The organism is Actinoalloteichus caeruleus, from assembly GCF_049311605.1.
GTDB lineage: Bacteria > Actinomycetota > Actinomycetes > Mycobacteriales > Pseudonocardiaceae > Actinoalloteichus_B > Actinoalloteichus_B caeruleus.
Window position 1 is genome coordinate 4,805,461 of record NZ_CP186005.1, and the last position, 20,858, is coordinate 4,826,318.

A 20,858-nucleotide genomic window follows, 5' to 3' on the forward strand; every position below is an offset into this window, starting at 1 on the left:
TCCCCCGCCACCGGGTGACCCACGATGGGGAGATGACCCACCGGGGACCGGACGAGGACATCGACGAGACCACCACCGAGGTGAGCGCCCCGAAGGAGTGGGCCGCCGGCATGCCGGGCGTGCTCACCTCGGTGCGACGCGGCCTGGAACAGATGGGGCCAGGCCGCACCCTCCACACGCTGCGCCTGGTCAACCAGCGGGACGGCTTCGACTGCCCCGGCTGCGCCTGGCCCGAGCCCGGAGACGGCAGGCACACCGCCGAGTTCTGCGAGAACGGGGCCAAGGCCGTCGCCGAGGAGGCCACCCGCCGCCGGGTCACCCGGGAGTTCTTCGCCCGGCACTCGGTGTCGGACCTGGCCTCCCGCACGGACTACTGGTTGGGCCAGCAGGGACGGCTCACCGAACCGATGGTGCTCGGGGAAGGCGCCGACCACTACGAACCCATCGGGTGGGACGAGGCCTTCGCGATGGTCGCCGAGGAACTCGCCGCCCAGCCCGACCCGGACTCCGCCGTCTTCTACACCTCGGGCCGGACCAGCAACGAGGCCGCGTTCCTGTACCAACTCCTCGTCCGCGGCCTGGGCACCAACAACCTGCCCGACTGCTCCAACATGTGCCACGAGTCCTCGGGCTCGGCCCTGACCGAGACCATCGGCGTCGGCAAGGGCTCGGTGAGCCTGGACGACATCCACCAGGCCGACCTGGTCCTGGTCGTCGGGCAGAACCCCGGCACGAACCACCCGAGGATGCTGTCGGCCCTGGAACGGGCGAAGGCCGGGGGCGCCCGGATCGTCGCGGTCAACCCGCTGCCGGAGGCGGGTCTCCTCCGCTTCCGGAACCCCCAGAACCTCCGGGGCGTGCTGGGGCGGGGGGTCGGGCTGGCCGACGAGTTCTGCCAGATCCGGATCGGCGGGGATCTCGCGCTGTTCCGCGCCCTGGGGCACCTGCTGGTGGCGCGGGAGCGGGCCGAACCCGGTTCGGTGGTCGACCGGGACTTCGTCGCCGACCACACCGAGGGGTACGAGGAGTACGCGGCGCACGTCCGGGACCTGGACTGGCCTGCCGTCCTCGCCGCCACCGGACTTCCCCGCGAGCAGATCGAACGCGTCGCCGAGCTCCTGGCGACCTCGCGCCGGACCGTCGCGTGCTGGGCGATGGGCCTGACCCAGCACCGCCAGTCGGTGGCCACCATCCGCGAACTGGTCAACCTCATGCTCCTGCGGGGCATGATCGGTCGTCCGGGTGCGGGTCTCTGCCCGGTTCGCGGCCACTCGAACGTCCAGGGCGACCGGACGATGGGTATCTGGGAGAAACCGCCCGCCGCGTTCCTGGACGCCCTGGAGCGCGAGTTCGGGTTGCCCATGCCCCGGTCGCCCGGTCTGGACACGGTGGAGGCGATCCGCGCGATGCGCGAAGGTCGGATCGGGGTCTTCGCCGCCCTGGGCGGGAACTTCGCCGCCGCCGCTCCGGACACCGAGGTCACCGCGAGGGCGTTGCGATCCTGCGCGCTCACCGTCCAGGTCTCGACCAAGCTGAACCGTTCGCACGTGGTGACGGGCCGGCGCGCGCTCATCCTGCCGACCTTGGGCAGGACCGAACGGGACGTCCGGAACGGCGTCGACCAGTTCGTGACCGTGGAGGACTCCATGTCCTGCGTGCACGCCTCCCGGGGACGGCTCGCCCCGGCCAGCGCGCACCTGCGTTCGGAGGTCGCGATCGTCTGCGGCCTCGCCCGCGCGGTCCTCGGGCCGGACCACCCTGTCCCGTGGGAGTCGCTGGCCGAGGACTACGACCTGGTGCGGGACCGGATCGGCCGCGTGGTGCCGGGGTGCGAGGACTACAACGACAAGGTGCGGCGGCCGGACGGTTTCGTCCTGCCCCACCCGCCGAGGGACAGCCGGTCCTTCCCGACGGCCAGCGGGCGCGCCCGGTTCACCACCAACCAGCTCGACGTCCTCCGGGTGCCCCCGGGCCGGCTGCTGTTGCAGACGCTGCGCAGCCACGACCAGTACAACACCACGATCTACGGGCTCGACGACCGCTACCGGGGTGTCCGCGGCGGCCGGCGGGTGGTTCTCGTGCACCCCGACGACTGCGCCGCCCTCGGCGTCGCCGACGGCCAGCTGGTGGATCTGGTGGGTGAGTGGCGCACCGGGGACGAGCTGGTCGAACGGCGCGCCCCCGGGTTCCGGGTCGTGCCGTACCCCACCGCCGCCGGCTGCGCCGCCGCCTACTACCCCGAGACCAACGCCCTGGTGCCGCTCGACTCGGTCGCCGAGGTCTCCGGCACCCCCGCCTCGAAGTCGGTCGTCATCCGGCTCGAACCCGTGTCGGCGCGCGAGGTGTGATCCGTGGTCGCCGCCGAGCCGCCGGGCGCGCGCCGTGACTCGCTGGTCGCGGGCACGAAGGCGGCGTCTGATCCGCTCCGTGGGCCAGACTGGTGTGCCGTGGAGGATCGTCGAGCGACGGAGGAGCGGACATGGGGCGAGTGACCGTGCGCAGGCCGGTGCTGAAGGTGTCGCCGGCGGGTGCCCGGCGGCGCCCGGACGCCCTGGCCGCCGAGGAGCCCCTGGAGCTGCGGGTCGGCGGCGGGGCCCTCGCGGTGACGATGCGGACGCCGGGGCACGACGTCGAGCTGGCGCACGGTTTCCTGCTCACCGAGGGGGTGATCGGGTCCCGGGAGGACGTGGCGAGCGCCCGGTACTGCGACGCGGCCGGCCCCGACGGTCGCAACACCTACAACGTCCTGGACCTCACCCTGGCCGAGGGCGTCCCGGCACCCGACCACGGCGTGGAGCGGAACTTCTACACGACCTCCTCCTGCGGGGTGTGCGGCAAGGCCGCGCTGGACGCCATCCGGCTGCGCACCCGGTTCGGCCCGGAGGGCGACGAGGTGCGCGTCGACGTGTCCGTGCTGACCTCACTGCCGGACACGCTGCGGGCCGCCCAACGCGTCTTCGACTCCACCGGTGGTCTGCACGCCGCCGGGCTGTTCACCTCCGACGGCACGCTGGTGGTGTGCCGGGAGGACGTGGGACGGCACAACGCGGTGGACAAGGTGCTCGGCTGGGCGTTGCTGGAGGGACGGGTGCCCGCCCGGGGCCAGGTCCTGATGGTCTCGGGTCGGGCCTCGTTCGAACTGGTGCAGAAGGCGGCGATGGCGGGCGTGCCGGTGTTGGCCGCGGTGTCCGCACCGTCCTCACTGGCCGTCGATCTCGCCACCGAACAGGGGATGACCCTGGTGGGCTTCCTCCGGGGGCCGTCCATGAACGTCTACAGCGCCGCGCACCGCCTGACCGGCACGACGGCGGTACCCCCGTCCGAGTGAGCGCTCAGTAGCGATCATCACAGACCTCCCGCACCGTGAATCGGGCAGGATTTCTCCCGGAACACGATCACGTAGCTACATGTGATCAGCACGCGACCTGATCGTTACCTCGCTCAGGTGGCGCGTGCCACGGACGGAGGTCGCCACATGGGGAAGCACCGACTCATCCGACAGTCCCGCTCCATGGACAGGCGAACGGTCCTCGCGGCGGGCGGTGCCCTCGGTGGCAGCCTCGCCGCGATGCTGTTCTCCTTCACGCAGGGAATCTCCCAGGCCAGCTCCCGCAACCAGGTCGGCATCCCCTCCGGGTTGGACCCGATGCCGCCCCTGGACACGATGCCGACGGCCCCCGCGCCGGCACCCGGCACGGACTGGCGGCAGGCCGGCCCGCCGGAGACGGTCATCGACGAGGTGCACTCCTACTTCCGGGGGAGGACGGTCGAGCTCCTGACGGTCCGACCCGCCGGCGAGCTGCCCAGGTCGACGCCGGTGTGCCTGGTGCTCCACGGCAGGAACGGCAACGCCCGCCACCCCGGGTTCACCACGCTGCCCCAGGCGCTCGGCGACGCCATCGCGGCCGGCGCGGTCCCGCCCTACGCCTTCGCCCTGGTCGACGGTGGCAACAGCTACTGGCACGAGCACGAGCGGGGAGACGACCCGATGGGAATGCTCCTGGAGGAGGTCCCCCGGTGGCTGGCCCGGCGGGGGCTCGGCGGCCCCAGCGGCCAGCCGGCGGCGGTGGCCGGGGTGTCGATGGGTGGCTTCGGTGCCCTGCTCTACGCCCGGCGGCGCAACGAGCGCCGCCGACCTGTCCGGGCCTGCGCGACCCTCGCCCCCGCCCTCATCACCACCTGGGAGGAGATGAAGCTGCGCAACGCCTTCCACGACGAGGCGGACTGGGCGTCGATGGACCCGCTGCGGCACATCGACAAGCTCGGCACCGTCCCCAACGGGATCTGGTGCGGCACCGAGGACCAGTTCATCGAGGGGGCCCGGCTGTTCACCGCCGCCGCCAAACCGGAGATCAGCTCGCTCTCCCCTGGCGGCCACAGCCTTGAGTACTTCAACGGGTCGCTGCCGGCGATGGTCCGCTTCCTCGGCCGGCACCTCGGCTGACCCGCCGCTTGCGCGAACCGGCGGGGTGCTCGGACACCGACCACCCCGCCGCCGCCCCGCTGCCCCTCAACGGCGGGCGTCGAGGACGTCCCGGTGGTGCAGGGCCCCCAGGTCGGCGGGAGGACCCGGGTTCCCCGCCGCCGCCACGGACTCCGCCCTCGGGTCCAGCGCCCACTCCAGCGCACCGGGCCACGGCCCGTACCCGGACTCGGCGTCCAGGTGCCCCGCGTCCGGCACCACGTCAAGCCCGATGCGCAGCGCCCGCGCCCACTCCTCCGACTCGCGGACCGGCGCGATCGGGTCGTCCGAACCGCACACCATCCGCGTGATCCCGGCGGCGCGTCGCAGGCTCCAGCTGTGCGGGGGCGGCGGCCGGAGGCCGACGAGGTCGGGGTGGTTCCACCCTCGGCCGGGGAGACCGGCCAACAGGACCCGGTCCACCCGCCGGTCCCGCCCGCCCAGCGTCGCCGCGTGGTGCAACCACAGCGTCGCGCCGACGCAGTGGGCCAGCACGACGAGCTCGTCACCCCGGGGTACCGAGGCCAACCGGTCGCGGAGCACCGGTAGCCAGGACCGCAGCACGGGGGTTCCCGGCGACGGGAACCGGGGGAAGTGGACCTGCCAGCCGAGATGGCGCAACTCGGCGGACAACCAGAGCTGCCAGTGGCCCCGGGTGGGGCTCTGCCAGCCGTGCACCAACAGGACATGACGATCGGACATCCCCGGGACTCCCCTCGGTCATCACCTGACCGCCCTCGCGGCACCCCGTCGGTGATACCCCGAGCACCGGCGCCCGGTCCCGCGCACACGCCCGACCCACGCGGGCCATCACCCGAAAGAGCGGCGGCCGGCTCAGGCCCCGAGGTGGCGTCGGAGGAAGCGCAGGCTCGCCTCCCAGCCCGCCCGGTCCGCCGAGGCCGTGCCGGCCGCCGACCCGCCCGACACCAGGTTCTCGTTCCACGCGGCCGTGGTGGGGACCAACGGGGGCCGGAGGAAGTGACCGGCGTCGGGGAACACGATGTTCTCGTCCTCCTCCCCGACGCCGTGGGCGTCCCGCCGGTGCAGGATGGTGGCCGCCATGTCGGGCGCGGGCCACAGCTGGTCGTCCTCCCCGCTGATCAGCAGCAGCGGGCACCGCACCCGCTCCACCGGTATCCGGGCGGCGGACACGGCGGTGTAGTCCCGCAGCCCCGCCGCGTAGGAGGACCGCAGGTGCAGGGCGGACGGACGGGGGTAGCGGGTCACCCTGTCCCGGATCGCGTGCGCCAACATCTCGGGCAGCAGCCGGTTGGCGTGCACCCGCACCCAGGGCAGCGGCTCCCCCCGGTGGGACCAGGAGGACGTTCGGATCGACGGCCCCTCACCGGAGGAGGCCTGCCAGATGACGCTGCTCGGGGAGATGGCCACCACGCAGCGCACCGGTTCGTGGTCGGTGAGCGCGAGGGCCGCGAACGCGCCCTCGGTGCCCACCGACGACGCGTACACCCCCACCCTGTCCGCCGCCACCCGGGGCTGCCTGGCGAGGACGGACAGCCCGGTGGTGACCACCTCCACCGGGATCTCCACCAGGTGCGGCGGGCCCGGGCCGTTGGGCAGGTAGTCGACGACGGCCGCGACGTACCCGTGCGAGGCGAGCAGGGCGGCCCGGGGCTGGATCGCCGCCTCTCCCGCGAACCCCGGCACCACGAGCACCCCGGGAGCAGGCTCGTCGCCGGCAGGGGTGAAGACGGTCAGCCGAACCCCGTTGTCGTTGAGTTCGCGCCGCTCCACCCCGTCGGCGGCCCACCGCCGTCGGATCCACCGGGTCTCCGTGACGCGCCCCGCCTGCGCGACGACCCGGTAGTCGAGCCAGTCGGCGCTGGAGACGAAGTCGGTCGGGGCGGTGCCCCGGTTCGTGAAGGACATGGACCACCACGGGCCCGTCGGGTCGACCCCCTCGTAGGTCCCGACGAGAGGTTCGTCCCTGGCGGTGTCCACGAGTCCGGACACGTCCGCGCCGAAGGTGTTCAGGGAGCCCCAGTCATGCCCCGCCGCGTCGGTGACGCTCACCTCGAGCTTCACTCCGACGTGGGGGTTGGCCCGTACCCGCACCGCCGGGCAGCGGTCGACCAGCCCGTCGAGCGGGTCGATCTCCAACTCCATGCGGACCAACCTCCGCGCTGAGGTAGCGCGTGTCCGCCACCTGCCGCCCCGGCACCGGTCCGGCCCGGTGGAAGGGGCCTCCGGCCCCTCCCACGGCGCCCGCGGCGGTCACGCTCCCGACCACACCGTGACGATAGTGCCGGTGCCGCCACCGCGCTCCTCACCGCGCGGAATTCCCTCAACCGAGGGTCACGCGCTCTTCTCCCGGCGCTCCCGACGGGAGGGCTGCCGCGCCACGATCGTCGGGTTCACGTTCTCCCGGACGGTCTGCTCGGTGATGACGACCTTCGCGACGTCACTGCGGCTGGGGATGTCGTACATCACGGGTTGGAGGACCTCCTCCATGATCGCCCGCAGCCCCCGGGCCCCCGTTCCGCGCAGGATCGCCTGGTCGGCGATGGCCTCCATCGCGGTGTGGGTGAACTCCAGCTCCACGCCGTCCATGTCGAACAGCTTGTTGTACTGCTTCACCAGGGAGTTCCGCGGTTCGGTGAGGATCTCGACCAGCGACTCCTTGTCGAGGTTCGTCACGCTCGCCACCAACGGCAGCCGGCCGATGAACTCGGGGATCAGACCGAACTTGATGAGGTCCTCGGGGAGGACGTCCCGGAAGAAGTCGGTCTTGTCGATCTCGACCTTCGACCGCACCTCGGCCCCGAAACCCAGACCGCGCTTGCCCACCCTGTCCTGGATGATCTTGTCCAGCCCGGCGAACGCGCCGGCGACGATGAACAGCACGTTCGTCGTGTCGATCTGGATGAACTCCTGGTGCGGGTGCTTGCGGCCTCCCTGCGGGGGGACACTGGCGGTGGTGCCCTCCAGGATCTTCAACAGGGCCTGCTGCACGCCCTCGCCGGAGACGTCCCGCGTGATCGACGGGTTCTCGCTCTTCCTGGCGATCTTGTCGACCTCGTCGATGTAGATGATGCCCGTCTCGGCGCGCTTGACGTCGTAGTCGGCGGCCTGGATGAGCTTCAACAGGATGTTCTCGACGTCCTCGCCCACGTACCCGGCCTCGGTGAGCGCCGTGGCGTCGGCGATGGCGAAGGGCACGTTGAGCATCTTGGCCAGCGTCTGGGCCAGGTAGGTCTTGCCACACCCGGTCGGGCCGAGCAACAGGATGTTCGACTTGGCCAGTTCGACGTTGTCGTGGCCGTCCCGGCCCCGGTCACCGGCCTGGATGCGCTTGTAGTGGTTGTACACCGCCACCGACAGGGTGCGCTTCGCGTCGTCCTGACCGATGACGTACTGGTCGAGGAACTCGTGGATCTCCGCCGGCTTGGGCAGCTCGTCGAGCTTGACGTCACCCGCCTCGGCGAGTTCCTCCTCGATGATCTCGTTGCAGAGGTCGATGCACTCATCGCAGATGTAAACGCCAGGTCCGGCGATGAGTTTTTTCACCTGCTTCTGGCTCTTCCCGCAGAATGAACACTTGAGCAGGTCGCCGCCGTCACCAATACGCGCCATGGCCGCTGACCTCTGTCCCCTCCGGCGCCCCCCTGGGGTGCGCCTGGCTGTCTACGTTCCCGACGGTACCTTTCCGAACCCGTACAACGGGAGCACAACCCTGCCCGGTGTGCGCCGAGCGCGCCGGCACCCCGGCGCACTCGGCGTGTCGGATCAGCTCCGGGACAACTTCCGGTAGGGCAGCACCTCGTCCACGATGCCGTACTCGAGGGCCTCCTGCGCGGTGAGGATCTTGTCGCGCTCGACGTCCTCTCGGACCTGCTCGGCGCTCCGGTTGGTGTGCCGAGCCAGCGTCTCCTCCATCAGGGCGCGAACCCGCTGGATCTCGTTGGCCTGGATCTCCAGGTCCGAGACCTGGCCGTACGCGCCCTCCATCGCCGGCTGGTGGATGAGCACCCGGGCGTTGGGCAGGGCGAGCCGCTTGCCGGGGGTACCCGCCGCCAGCAGCACGGCCGCGGCCGAGGAGGCCTGGCCGAGGCAGGTCGTCTGGATGTCCGGACGGACGTACTGCATCGTGTCGTAGATCGCCATCAGCGAGGTGAACGACCCGCCGGGCGAGTTGATGTACATCGTGATGTCCCGGTCCGGGTCGTTGCCCTCCAGGACCAGCAGCTGGGCCATCAGGTCGTTCGCCGCGATGTCGTCGACCTGTGAGCCGAGGAACAGGATGCGCTCCTCGAACAGCTTGTTGTACGGGGTCATCTCCCGCACGCCGTAGCTGGTCTGCTCGGTGAACGACGGCAGCACGTAACGGGACGTGGGTTGGTGCAGTTCACGCACGGGTGTCACTCCTTGTGATCAGCCTGGGAGCGCTGGGTGTCGGTGGTTGGTCGGGCTCAGCGCCCGCTGCCCGAGCTTCCCGGGCTCATCTCGGTGGCGCGGCTGACCACGTGGTCGACGAAGCCGTACTCCTTGGCCTCCTGCGCGGTGAACCAGCGGTCCCGGTCCGAGTCGGCCACGATCCGCTCCAGCGGCTGCCCCGTGTGGTCGGCGATGAGCTGCGCCATCTCGTCCTTGTCCTTCTTCCAGACCTCGGCCTGGATGGCGATGTCGGAGGCGGTGCCCCCGACGCCGGCGGACGGCTGGTGCATCATCACCCGGGCGTGCGGCAACGCGTACCGCTTGCCCCGGGCGCCGGCGGACAGCAGGAACTGCCCCATCGACGCCGCGAAACCCATCGCGACGGTGGCGACGTCGGGCTGGATCAGCTCCATCGTGTCGTAGATCGCCATGCCGGCGAAGACCGAACCACCGGGCGAGTTGATGTACAGGCGGATGTCGGCCTCGGGGTCCTCGGCCTCCAGCAACATCAGCTGCGCGCAGATCTGGTTGGCGATGTTCTCCTCGACCTGCGTGCCCAGGACGATGATCCGCTCACGCAGCAGGCGCTCGTACACCGAGTCGTTCAGCGAGAGGCCGGCGTTGGCTCCCCGCATGTAAGGCGTCAGGTTGGGTTGGTGGTGCGTCACGTCTGCCTGCCTTCTCCAACAAGTAGTCAGTCGTACACCCCGCCTCGGCTGCCCGGGGCGTCGAATGGCCGGGTTGCGCCGTTGGTTGTCCGGGGACTGGTGCTGTCGACCCTAACGAAAACGGGCGGCGTTGATCCCGCAACACCGCCCGTGTTCGCCGAGAGCGTGCGCCGGCTCGGTGCCGGCGGTCACTGCTCGCTGGTGGCCGTCTCCTCGGACTTCTTCTCCTCGCCCTCGGCCGGACCGAACAGCTCGTCCATGTCCACCGCGTTGCCGGACTCGTCGGTGACCGTCGCGTGCCGGACGACCCCGGCCAGCGCCTTGCCCCGCCGCACGTCGGCGTAGATCGCGCCGAGCTGGTTGGACTGCTGGGCCCGCTGCACGTACTCGTCCGGGCTCACGCCGAAGCGCTGCGCCTGGTAGATGATGCGCTGGGTGAGCTCCTCGTCGGAGACGCTGACCTGCTCGGCGTCGGCGATGGTGTCCAGCAGCAGCTGGGTGCGCACCGCCTTCTCCGCCTCCTCACGGGTCTGGGTCTCGAAGCTCTCCAGGTCCTGGCCCTGCTGCTCCAGCCAGGCGGCGAACTGCTTCTCGTCGTGGTCGAACGGGTGCACCGCGTCGTGCTTGCGCACGTCGATCTCGGCCTCGACGACCTTCTCGGGCAGCGGCACCTCCGTGGTGGCCAGCAGCGCCTCCAGGACCTTGTCCCTGGCCTGCATGCCCTGCTGCATCCGCTTGACCCGGGCCACCCGCTCCCGCAGGTCGCCGCGCAGCTCCTCGATGGTGTCGAACTCGCTGGCCAGCTGCGCGAACTCGTCGTCGGGCTCCGGCAGCTCCCGCTGCTTGACCGACTGGAGGACCACGCTGACCTCGGCGTCCCGCCCGGCGTGCTCCCCGGCGACCAGCTTGGTCGTGAAGTTCCTCGTCTCACCCTGCGAGGCGCCGACCAGGGCGTCGTCGATGCCCTCGACGAGCTGACCGGAACCGATCTCGTAGGACAGGCCGGAGGTGGTGGCCTCCTCGACGGGCTGCCCGTCGACCGAGGCCGACAGGTCGATGACGACGAAGTCACCCTGCTGGGCCGGGCGGTCGACACCGGTGAGGGTACCGAAGCGGGCGCGCAACTCGTCGAGCTGCGAGTCGATGTCGCTCTCCTCGACCTCGACGTCGTCCACGGTCACCGCGAGCTCACCGAACGCGGGCACGGTGATCTCCGGCCGCACGTCGACCTCGGCGGTGAAGGTCAGCTCCTTGCCGTCGTCGAGGTTGGTGACCTCGATCTCCGGACGGCCCAGGGTCCGCACCTCGCCGGAGTTCACGGCCTCCAGGTACTTGGCCGGGATGGCCTCGTTCACGACCTCCTCGAGAACGACGCCCCGACCGATGCGGCTCTCCAGCACCCGGGCCGGGGCCTTGCCCGGCCGGAAGCCGGGGATGCGGACCTGACCCGCGAGCTTGCGGTAGGCACGATCGAAGTCGGGCTTGAGCTCGTCGAACGGCACCTCGACGTTGATCCGTACCCGCGTCGGGCTGAGCTGCTCGACGGTGCTCTTCACGTGATCTCCTTGTGCGTTGCGGTCTCGGCTTGCCTCAGGGCAACGGGCGCCGCGGGAGTCTAGACAGAAATGACTGCCGAGACGCCGTCGGGGCGGCAGGTCAACGGTTCGAGGCCGGGCCGATCCGGCTCGGCGGACCCGGCCCGTTGATCACGTCACCGACCGCGCGCACGGCGCGGCCGGCGGGGCGCCACCCTGACCGACGATTCTAGGCGAGAGCGACCAGCCGGGAGCCCGGGGTGTCCCGGGCGTACGACCCGCGTCGTCACATCGGCGGCGGCTCCAGGTCGCAGTCGGCGCGCTGCCGGCCGATGGCGGCGATCACCTCGGGATGCCGTTCCCCGAGGGAGTCGCGGTAACGGGTCACGGTGTCGGCCTCCAGATCCTTGGCCCGACCCCGGTCACCCCCGTCGAGCAGGTCGATGGCCAGGTTGGACGCGCAGGCCAGGGTGTGGGGGTGGCTCCGGCCCCTCGCTCGCCGCAACTGCTCGAGCGTGCGTTCCCCCAGCAGCACGGCGCCCGGCTGGTCGCCCTCCGCGGCCAGGTCGCTCGACAGGTTCGTCGCGGCCGCCAGCGTGTAGGGGTGTTCCTCGCCCATCACGGTCCCCAGCAGCCCGTGGGTCTTCTCGTTCAGGGCCCTGGCGGCCTTGAGGTCGCCGAGGGCGCGCAGGATGATGGCCAGGTTGACCCCGGCCACCAACGTGTAGGGGTGCTGCTGGCCGAGCTGGCTCTTGCCGTTCTCGTAGGCCAGCCGGGCCTGGTGGACGGCCGCCGTGTAGTCGCGGCTCAACCGGAGGTCGTTGGCGAAGTTGGTGATGGCGGCGATCGTCTCCCGGTTGTTGGGCCCCAGCAGGGTGCGGTGGCGCTCCACGCCCTCCGCGGACAGGCTGAGCGCCCTCGGGTAGTAGCCGGCCTTCCTCGCCGACACCGCCAGCCCCCGGAAGGCGCGCAGCGTCCCCAGGTTGCGGTCGCCGAGCACCCGCCGGTAGTTGTCGAACACCCGCTGCTGGGTGGTGTACGCCCTGGCGTAGAAACCGCACTCCCGGAGATCGTTGGCGACCGCGTTGGCCGAGAACAGGGTCCTCGGGTGGTTCTCGCCGTGGATCTTGCGCCGCCGGGCGAGGGTCTTCTCGTCCCGTTTGCGCGCCTCCTCGAACTCCCCGACCAGCCGCAGCGAGATCGCCAGGTTGTGCCCCGCGAGCAGGGTGTTGTGGTGGTCGCGGTCGAAGGCGTCGGTGAGCTGCCGCAGGGTCTGCTCGTCCAGCTCCCGGGCACCCCGGAAGTCACCCAGCTGCCGGAGGTCCGCGGCGTAGCCCATCGCCGCGTGGATGGCGTGCTCCGGGTACTCCTCGAAGCGGGCCCTGGCCACGTCGAGGAACCGGGCACCCAGTTCCCGGGCCTCGGCCACCCGGCCCGCCGACCGCAGCAGGTTCGAGTAGTGGATGCTCAGCGCCACCACGTCCGCGTGCTCGGCCCCCAGTCTCGGCTCCCACCGCCGCATCGCCCGCTGCCCCAGCTCGATGCCCGGCGCGTTCTCCCCCCGGTGCGCGAAGAAGCTCAGCACGTTGAGCACCATGCGCCGGATCTCGGGGCTGTCGACCCGCTCGACGGCGTCGGAGTGGTCGACGTGCTGGGCGAGTTCCGCGTACCGGGACCACTGCCGCTGGTCGCCAGGGTCACCCGGGTCAGCGACCGCGAGCAGCTCGTGGACCGTGTTCCTGGCCTCCTCCGCCTGCGCGGGGGTGAGCCGGCCCCGTTGCGCGGCCTGCACCATCTGGTGCAACTGGATGGCCGCTCCGCTGGACTCGTCGGTGCCGTGGGAGATCCGGGCCAACGCGTAGTGCCCGATGGCGTCGAGGATGCGGGCCCGCATCAGCGGGTTCCTGATCTGGGAGTGCAGCGGCTCCGGCAGCACCACCAGCGGACGCGGCCGGGACCCGATCATGTCCTCGGGGCTGAACAGCCGCAGCGGCACGCTGATCGGCGCGAAGTACGCGCCCAACCGCAGCAGTTGTTCGGCGGCGGGCTGCTCCTCGCGCAGCCGGTTCAGCGGGAGGTTCCACACCGCGGCCACCGAGCGGTCGTAGTGGGGCAGCTGGGTGTCCTCGAAGAGCTTCGTGTAGTGCTTGCCGTACAGGTGCAGGAACTCGGGCACCTGCTGCCTGCCGTGCCGGAGCCACCCGGCCGCCAGTTCCAGGGCCAGCGGGTGGTCACCCAGGACCTGCGCGACCCGTTCGGCCTCCATCGTGGACAGGTTCGCGATCCGGTGCAGGAAGTCGACGCTCTCGGGGCGGCTGAAGGCCCCCACCTCGATGAGCTCGCCGACCGTCTCCCAGTCGGGGTTGCGGGAGGTGATCAGCACGTGCCCGGGGCCGTCGGGCACCCACCGCCACAGCTTCGTCGGATCGGTCGCCGCGTCGAAGATGATCAGCCAGCGGCGGAAGGGCTGCCCCCGGCGCAACGCCTCCCGCACCACGGAGACGACCTGGTCGGCCTCCAGCCCCTCGGTGCGGATCTGCATGGGCCCGATCAACTCGGCCAGGTCGTTCTTCGCCGTCGCCACGTTCTCGGCGCGCACGCACCACACGAGGTCGTAGTCGGCGCGGAACCGGTGGGCGTACTCGAAGGCGAGCTGGGTCTTCCCGACGGCCGGCATGCCGTGCAGCACGGCCGGCTGCCGGGTCAACGGCTGCCGTCGTAACTGGACGCGGAGGGAGGCGAGCGCCTCCTCCCGGCCGGTGAACCGGCCGTGCGGCCGGGGGATGTGCCGACCCCACACCAGCGGCTGGTTGCCGGGGAAACGGGTCAACGCCTCGGCGGTGATCTTGCGGATCAGGGAGGGACGTTCCTCCACCCGGTCGGAGTCGGGAAGCCCGGCGAGCAGCCGTTCCCGCGCGCCCGCCTCGTCGACGTCCCGCAGGTCGATGTAGACGAAGGGCCGGCTCACCTCGGGGATCTCGCTGGGTGCCACCAGCGCGAGCATCAGCCTGTCCAGGTGGGGCGCGGCCTCGTTCACCGCGGTGTCCCACTGCTCCGCGGTCCAGTCGCTGGCCTGGAAGAACGCGTCGCTCAGGACGGCGATCGTCAGGTCGTTGCCGGTCAGCCCCTTGCGCAGCAGCTCCGACAGGTCCGCCTCCGGCGCCGGAGCCCAGGTCACCAGCTCGACCGCGTACCCAGCGGGTTCGAGCTGCTGGCGGATCCACTCCGCCCACAACTGGTCGGCGCTGGCGTGGGAGATCAGCACCGACCGCGGCGGAAGTCCACCTGGCAGCACGTTCGGCCGGCCGGGGAAGTTGTCATTCGGACCCATGATCCCCATCGCCCTTCAGCTGGCACCCGGTAGTGAGCAGGTACAGGCTAGTCGCCCAAAGGCCGCCACCCTCCCATGTCGAGCGGTTCGTCGTACCCGGGTCCGGGCCGACCCTCGAATAACCAGCGTGCCACGGATATCGGGTCGGCGACGCCGTCGCACAATTGCCTGATGCGGAGGTAAACCGCGTGGACCAACTCCGGACGGCACAGCAGCCACTCCGCGAGCCCCGGATCACCCGACCGCCGCTCGACCAAACCGAGCCCGACCCAGGCGTCCCGATGGCGGGGACTGTCCAGCAGGCGATTCCGGTAGCCGAGTTTCGCCGCGTCGTCCTCCCCTGCTATATCGGCAAGTTCCACCCGAAGTATCGCATCCCGCGCCATACCGTTGCCGTCCTGTGACCGAGAAAGCCGGCGCGCGACGAGATCGGGGTCCCGCACGGCCGCCCTCCGCAGACCGGCACGGGGGCTGTCGGGGCCCAGCGGGGGTGGGCACAGTTCGGTTTCCGGTGTCAACCTCGCCGGTGCCGGGCCGCCCGCCGCCCATTCCTCGGCCAGGTTGTTGACGAATACGGGATCGGCGCGGAGATTCCGCAACCTCCACTGCGCGCGGTGTTCGGCGGCGGCGTCGATCGCCAGGGCACGCTCGCGGACGGGAATCGGTTCCGCGCGCCAGCGGGACAACCGGCGTGACATCGTCGTGAGGAAATGCCGTCCGGCGGGGTTGAGCGCCGGCGAGGTGGCGAGCACCCGGGCGGCGAAATGCGTCTGGATGAGCCACAGCGCGAACTCGAAGTGCGCGGTCGCCCGCTCCGCGTCGTCCCCGCTCTGCCACCGCTGCCGCCGCCAGAAATCGGCGACCGCGAGATGGGCGTAGACACCCTGCAACAGCGCGCCGGCCGGCCGAGGATCGTTGCGCCACGGCGCGTAGTAGCGGGCCGGGTCGTTCCCGTCGGCGAGCGGCACGAGGTCGAGGAGCGCGCTCAGCTTGGAATGCTGGAACTCGTGCACCAACACGGCGCCCAACTGCGCGGCGTCGGCCGGGAGGGAGAGGGCGACCGAGCCGAAGGCGTCGCTGTGGGTGGCGCTGCGGTTGCCACCCACTCGCCTCGCCATCGGCACCAGGGCCCGCAGTCCCGCCGCCAACTCGCGGGAGGACTCCGGGTGGTGCCGCTCCAACAGGTGCCAGCAGCGCTCCACCAGGTCCCGCCAGTCGCGCTCCTGGCCCTCCTCCAGGTGGTGGGCGGTCGCCAGATCGCCCCCGCCCCGGAACGGGTCCACATCGTCCAGCAGCACGCGCAGGCTGAGCCGACCGCTGACGGCGATCCTGCTGATCGGACGCCACCCCGGCGCGGCCTTCCCCAGGTCGGTGGGCAGGGTCACGACGGCACCGCCGAACCACACCCGCACCCGAAGTCCCGAGGTGCCCCCCTCCGCCCGGACCAACGCCGGCGGCGGGGCCACCGGGTCGGACATCCCGGGGTCCTCCCCACGGACGTCGGTCGAGGCGCCCGGGGTGGGCTCCGGCGCGAGGACCACGCCGAGCGTGGGGAGCACCAGGCGCCCCTCCACCAGCGGGACCGCGATCTCGAAGGGTTCGGCGGCTCGGATCGCGGCACTGGCGGCCAGGGCCGCCAGGTACCAGGAATCGTCCCGCACGTGGCGCCGGCCCCCCGCCTCCACGACGCTCCGCAGGCACCGTGTCGCCCACACCCCCACCTGCGGCTGGCCGAGGAGGTCCCGGACCACGTCAGGGCGGTTCCGCTCGACCCTCACCAGCAGGGGGAACGCCTCGGCGAGCCATCCCCGGCCCGGCTCGCCCGAGGGGGTGCGTTCGAGGAGGCCGCGCAGCAGCAACAGGTGCCGGCTCAGGCGGGCATCCCGCAGCAGCGTGACGGCCGCCGCGCCGCCCCGCCCCTCGGCGAGCGCGTCGAAGGACTCCGCGGGCAGCTGGTGGGTGCGGCTCACCTCGCACCCGCCCGGAGCCTGGCCAGGTCCGCGCGCACGCGCCGGCTGACGTGGTCCACCAGGATTCGCAGGTCCGCGCAGTACACGGACGGGTTCAGGAAACCCTCGCCAGCCCGGTACCGGTGCGCGTACAACCCACCTCCGCAGACCGCCACCACCGGACAGCTCCGGCAGGTGGGGGACAGGCCCGCCAGTCCCAACTGCCGGGCCACCACGGCGGGATGGTCCATCGCCTCCTCCAACCCGTCCGCGACGGTCAGCCCCGTCGCCGCGGCCCCGTCGAAGGCGGACCGCAGGGAGTCCACCTGTTCGAGCGACCCGTCGGTGTCGACCACCACGAAGGCGACCGGGGCGAGCCCCACCGCCTCCGACCTGCTCCGGCCGCCCAACAGCAGGTTGACCAGTTCCTCGAACAGCCGGACCCTGGTCTCCCGTCGCGGCGCCCCGTACCACCGGTCGTAGACGGCCATCAGCCACCGGGCGTAGTTCCCGTCCGGCACCCGGCCCGGTGGGGGCGGGGTCGTCCAGTTCCCGTGCGGCAGGAGGAAATCCACCGCCGGCGGGGAGTAGGACAGGAGGTGCTCGTAGACCTCCACCGGGTCGTTGTCCAGGTCGACGACGGCGAGCAGTCCCGCGAACAACTCGGGGTGGGCGGCGGTCAGGCGTCGGATCCCCGCCGCGGCCGCCGCGTGACTTCCGCCGCCGCCCCGGCGGCGCCGGTGCCGGTCGTGCGCGTCGGCGCCGCCGTCCAGGCTGACGCCGACCCGGACCCGGTGTTCGGCGAGCACCCCCACGACCTCGTCGGTCAACAGCACCCCGTTGGTCTGGATGGCGAACCCGATGCGGGCGACCGGCTCCACGGACGCCCGCAGCACCCGGAGGACCCGGTCGAGCGCCACCGGGCCGACCAGGAGTGGTTCACCTCCGTGCAGGGTGATGCGGACGTCCGCCAGGTCATGCCGCCGCGCGTGCTCCGCGACCCGGTCGGCCACCACCCGGACCGTCTCCTGGCTCATCACGGCCGGAGTCCGGCGCCAGGACGTGTCGGCCATCTCGTAGAGGTAGCAGTAGTCGCAGGCCAGGTTGCAGCGCCCGTGCACCTTGAGCACGAACCGGGAGAACGGCAGACGTGGCTGGCCACGCTCACGCAGTCCCGCGACATCCAGGCCCCCCGGCCATTCCCGACCGGAGCCCGGGCGGTCGTCGCCTCCCGCCCGCCGTGGCTCGCCCCCACTCCCCGCGGTCACGGCAGGGCCCCTCATCCCGAGTCCAGCGGCGGCCCCGGGGGCTCGTTGTCGAAGTCGGCCAGCACCTGGCGGGGGGACGCGATCTCCCGCAGGACCCGCCGCAGCGAATTCACCAGCACCGAATCATCGGCCTCACACAAATGGTCCAGCCGAATGTCGGTGAGGTCCGCGAGGCCGGAATCGAGACGGGCGTCAGTCTCCCACACGGTCCACCCTCCTGACCCCACCGAAAACGGGACGGAGGGACGACCCGGTGGGTAGAATACCGGCCAGCGCGGTGAGGGCCGGGGTGGTGGGACGGTATCGGTCGTAGGCCACGAGGGACATTCTCGACGAACGAACCACGACAATCGCCGTGGCGACGTTGTTGCTGACCATGACAACTCCCCGACGTATGCAACGCCATTATCGCCATAACGTCGTCCGCTGACAACCAAGGTTGCCAGCGGGCAATCACACTGCGCACCCGGGAGCGGTCGGACGGTCACACCGTGCGGACCAGTGCGTCGTTTGTTGCCCGGTTCGGCCGAACCGGAACTGACCCGAAAACCGGCGGCCGATACGTCGCCCGACCGACCTCGGGTAACCCCCACCGTCACCCGGAACCGGGGTGGATACGCCCGATCAGACCAACTCGCCGAGTTCCCGTCGGATTTCTTCCGTTTCCGGGTGATTCGTCCCCAGCAGCCGCACCCGAATCTCCAGGACCTCGGTCAGCTCCCCCACCCCAGCCGACCGTTCGCCGGACTGGTACAGCGAACGAGCACGATAAATCCGGCACCGCAGGGTCTCCTCGGCTTCCGGGCCGAGCAATTGGGCGAAGGCCCCGGCGGCGTCCGAGAGCAGATCGATGGCCGATTCGAAGTAGCGCAGGCGCATCGCGAAGCGCCCGGCGGTGAACAGCCGCTTCGGGTACTCCTGCTCGCCCGGCCTCGTCGCCCTGGCCGCGCGCCGCCACGCGTCGTAGGAGTCGGCCAGGTCGGTCTCCAGGCCCGTGCTCTCCGCCTGGTCGCCCAGCACACCCGCCAGCTTGGCGAGCACGTCGGCGTGGGCCGGTCCCTCCGGGTCGAGGTCCTCCAGCACGGCCCGGTACAGCGTGGCCGCCTCGGCGAGCTCCCCGAGCTCCCCGATCAGCAGGAAACGCCGGTGCAGCACGTCGGCGAGCGACTCCCGGTAGACCCGGGCACGCGAGTCGTCCTCGGGCGTGGCGTCGAGGGCGGACCGGCCGGCGCGGGCCGCGTCGTCCAGGTAGTCGGGGATCTGGGACAGCGTGTAGCGGGCGAACAGCGCCGTGCTGAGCCGGTGCAGCAACGTGGCCTCGTCCTGTTCGCGGCCGCCGCCGACCCGCAGCGCCTCCTGGTAGAAGCGGATCGACTCGTCCAGCGAGCAGGCGCGCCCGAAACGCTGGTAGCGCAGCAGCAGCCCCCCGGCGAGCCCGACCAGGGACCGGAAGCGGCCGTTGCGGTCCAGCGCGAAGAACTGGAGCGAGTCGCGGAACGCCGTGATCGCCTTGTCCAGCTCGTCGGAGGTGCCGGACCTGCGGAAGGAGGCCAACGCGTCCTCCGCCTGCTCCAACAACGCGCGGTGGTGGTCCCGGTCGTGCCGGAGGCTGCTCGGGTTCTCCCCTCGCAGACTGGTGGCCAGCTGACCGTGCACCCGCCGCAACACCGAGACCGAGACGTAGGCGAACGGGCTGCCGAACACCCGTTGGCCGTTCTGCGGCCGACCCGGCATCGCCAGGGTCGCGCTGAACTCCCTGGGGCTGATCCCGAAGTGGTCCTCCAGGAAGTGCGACAGGGCCTCCAGGACGGCCTGCTGCCCCGATCTGCTCAACATCGACAGCAGCACCTCGCGCACCCCGGGCAGGAACTGGTAGTGCACGTCGGTGGTGGGCCCCACCGGGACGGCGGACTCCTCGGCCGGCATCGCCGAGGACAGCGTCACCAGGCCCCCGGTCAGCACCTCGGAGAGGTGGAACGGCCGGGACTCCGGCATCATCACCCGCTGCACCAGCCGGATGACCGAGAGGTCCAGGGGAACCGCGGAGAGGTAGGTCGCCAGTTGGAAGGCCTCCGGGCTCGCGGCGGCCCTGAAGGACCACACCCGTTCCAGGGGCGACGCCGGGAGGTACCGCCGCTGCCGTTGGACCGGGCTCGTCGAGGGACGCGTCGCGGGCAGCCCGAGCACCGCGCAGTCCATCGTGGCGCTCCCCCGACCCGCCACCAGCCTGGCCCAGGGCCCCAGCCACTCCGGCCCGAGCTGGAGGACGGGGATGCTGGTCGCGCGGGTGCTCCTGCGCCGGTCGGCCAACGACCGCCGCGCCCGGAACCGGAACCGGCGGCGTCCCCGCCCGAAGGTCGCCGCCGACATGCGGCCGCTCACCGGCCGGACGCCCGTCCGCCGCCACAGGTGCTGGGGCAGCGGTTGGAAGACGGACACCGGGCCGCTGCGGGAGAGCTCCGCGAGCCCCCGCCCGATCACCCCGCTGTCCCACCCCTCGCCGACGCAGTCGCTGACCACGATCACCACGCGCCGCCCGGCCGGGTCGAGCAGCTCCGGCAGCGGACGCAGCCGCGTGCTGTCCCGGCGGTCGGAGCTGCTCTGCGAGACCTCACCGTCCTCGGTGCTGTGCAGGTAACGCACCCGCACGTCCCGGAACGCCCCGAGGCACTGCAACAGGCTGGCCAGCTCGGAGACCAACGCCTTCCAGATCACCATGGAGGCGCCGGTGTCGACGAGCAGCACCACGTCGAACCACCGTTCGGGCACGGGCCGGAACACCGGCCTCCACACCTGGGTCCTGGCTATCCAGGCGACCGTGCCCTCCTCGTCGAGCTGCTGGGTCCGCCCCGCGACCAGGCGTCTCTTGAACGCGCGCAACTGGCGGATCAGCTCGAGCTGGTCGGGGAGCGCGCTCACGGCGGGCACGCGGATGTTGTGGCCCCTGGCCTCGGTGCTGGGGCGTTCCTCGGTCAGCCCGTTCGAGTACAGGCCGTACCGCCAGTCGTCCCCGACCTCGTTGCCGTCCCTGCCGTCCACGCCCCGGCCGTCCTCGGCCGGCGGCCGGTAGGGCGCCGGCCACCCCTCCGGCTCGGCGGCCTCCTGCTTGGCCGGTCGGGTCACCCGGACCGTCGAACCGCCGGTCGGGCCCCCCAGGTGCCGGGCGAGCCACAGCGCCTCGGCCACCTCACGGTAGGTGGGTTCCAGGCCGAGGTCGTCCAGGACCTTGATCAGACGGCGCATGCTCATGGCG

Annotated in this window: 14 protein-coding genes; 3 read left to right on the forward strand and 11 right to left on the reverse strand. The window is 71.6% G+C overall.

The genetic code is table 11. From position 1 onward, the window contains the following. Positions 1-32: 32 nt before the first annotated feature. The 3 genes from ACOJVX_RS19555 to ACOJVX_RS19565 all read left to right on the forward strand — a co-directional run bounded on the left by ACOJVX_RS19555 (position 33) and on the right by ACOJVX_RS19565 (position 4,444). Positions 33-2,348 carry an FdhF/YdeP family oxidoreductase gene (locus tag ACOJVX_RS19555; RefSeq protein ID WP_422646990.1) on the forward strand — a complete coding sequence of 772 codons (2,316 nt, stop codon included), beginning with the start codon at positions 33-35 and terminating at the stop codon, positions 2,346-2,348. A 131-nt stretch (positions 2,349-2,479) separates the two neighbouring features. Beyond that, a complete protein-coding gene (fdhD, locus tag ACOJVX_RS19560; protein WP_026418505.1) occupies positions 2,480-3,328 on the forward strand; it encodes a formate dehydrogenase accessory sulfurtransferase FdhD in 849 nt (282 codons plus the stop codon). A 183-nt stretch (positions 3,329-3,511) separates the two neighbouring features. Then, complete coding sequence (locus ACOJVX_RS19565; RefSeq protein ID WP_245588762.1) at positions 3,512-4,444, forward strand: alpha/beta hydrolase; 933 nt, start codon at positions 3,512-3,514, stop codon at positions 4,442-4,444. Positions 4,445-4,510: 66 nt separating this feature from the next. Here the strand turns inward: ACOJVX_RS19565 and ACOJVX_RS19570 are convergent, their stop codons facing one another. The 11 genes from ACOJVX_RS19570 to ACOJVX_RS19620 form a co-directional block, all read right to left on the reverse strand. Continuing rightward, positions 4,511-5,164, reverse strand: a complete 654-nt coding sequence (locus ACOJVX_RS19570) for an RBBP9/YdeN family alpha/beta hydrolase (protein WP_051313860.1) — start codon at positions 5,162-5,164, stop codon at positions 4,511-4,513. Positions 5,165-5,296: 132 nt separating this feature from the next. Further along, positions 5,297-6,586 carry an acyl-CoA thioester hydrolase/BAAT C-terminal domain-containing protein gene (locus tag ACOJVX_RS19575; protein ID WP_026418507.1) on the reverse strand — a complete coding sequence of 430 codons (1,290 nt, stop codon included), beginning with the start codon at positions 6,584-6,586 and terminating at the stop codon, positions 5,297-5,299. Between the two features lie 189 nt (positions 6,587-6,775). Continuing rightward, positions 6,776-8,053: an ATP-dependent Clp protease ATP-binding subunit ClpX gene (gene clpX / locus ACOJVX_RS19580; RefSeq protein ID WP_422646991.1), complete on the reverse strand. Its 1,278-nt coding sequence runs from the start codon at positions 8,051-8,053 to the stop codon at positions 6,776-6,778. Between the two features lie 153 nt (positions 8,054-8,206). After that, a complete protein-coding gene (locus tag ACOJVX_RS19585; RefSeq protein ID WP_026418509.1) occupies positions 8,207-8,833 on the reverse strand; it encodes an ATP-dependent Clp protease proteolytic subunit in 627 nt (208 codons plus the stop codon). 56 nt (positions 8,834-8,889) lie between these two features. Further along, positions 8,890-9,522, reverse strand: coding sequence for a ClpP family protease (locus ACOJVX_RS19590; protein WP_026418510.1), 633 nt, complete (start codon positions 9,520-9,522; stop codon positions 8,890-8,892). A gap of 188 nt (positions 9,523-9,710) precedes the next feature. Next, positions 9,711-11,078 carry a trigger factor gene (tig, locus tag ACOJVX_RS19595; protein ID WP_026418511.1) on the reverse strand — a complete coding sequence of 456 codons (1,368 nt, stop codon included), beginning with the start codon at positions 11,076-11,078 and terminating at the stop codon, positions 9,711-9,713. Positions 11,079-11,343: 265 nt separating this feature from the next. Beyond that, positions 11,344-14,388: an FxSxx-COOH system tetratricopeptide repeat protein gene (gene fxsT, locus ACOJVX_RS19600; protein WP_162147297.1), complete on the reverse strand. Its 3,045-nt coding sequence runs from the start codon at positions 14,386-14,388 to the stop codon at positions 11,344-11,346. Positions 14,389-14,435: 47 nt separating this feature from the next. Then, a complete protein-coding gene (locus tag ACOJVX_RS19605) occupies positions 14,436-16,358 on the reverse strand; it encodes an HEXXH motif domain-containing protein (RefSeq protein ID WP_051313861.1) in 1,923 nt (640 codons plus the stop codon). Further along, positions 16,355-17,605 (reverse strand): FxsB family cyclophane-forming radical SAM/SPASM peptide maturase, encoded by a 1,251-nt coding sequence (locus ACOJVX_RS19610; protein ID WP_245588763.1) that lies wholly within the window; start codon positions 17,603-17,605, stop codon positions 16,355-16,357. Before ACOJVX_RS19610 ends, ACOJVX_RS19605 begins: the two co-directional genes overlap by 4 nt. A gap of 11 nt (positions 17,606-17,616) precedes the next feature. Beyond that, on the reverse strand, positions 17,617-17,811 hold the full coding sequence (locus ACOJVX_RS19615; protein ID WP_026418514.1) for a hypothetical protein: 195 nt from the start codon (positions 17,809-17,811) through the stop codon (positions 17,617-17,619). A 418-nt stretch (positions 17,812-18,229) separates the two neighbouring features. After that, positions 18,230-20,854 carry an SAV_2336 N-terminal domain-related protein gene (locus ACOJVX_RS19620; RefSeq protein WP_422646992.1) on the reverse strand — a complete coding sequence of 875 codons (2,625 nt, stop codon included), beginning with the start codon at positions 20,852-20,854 and terminating at the stop codon, positions 18,230-18,232. Between the last annotated feature and the right edge of the window lie 4 nt (positions 20,855-20,858).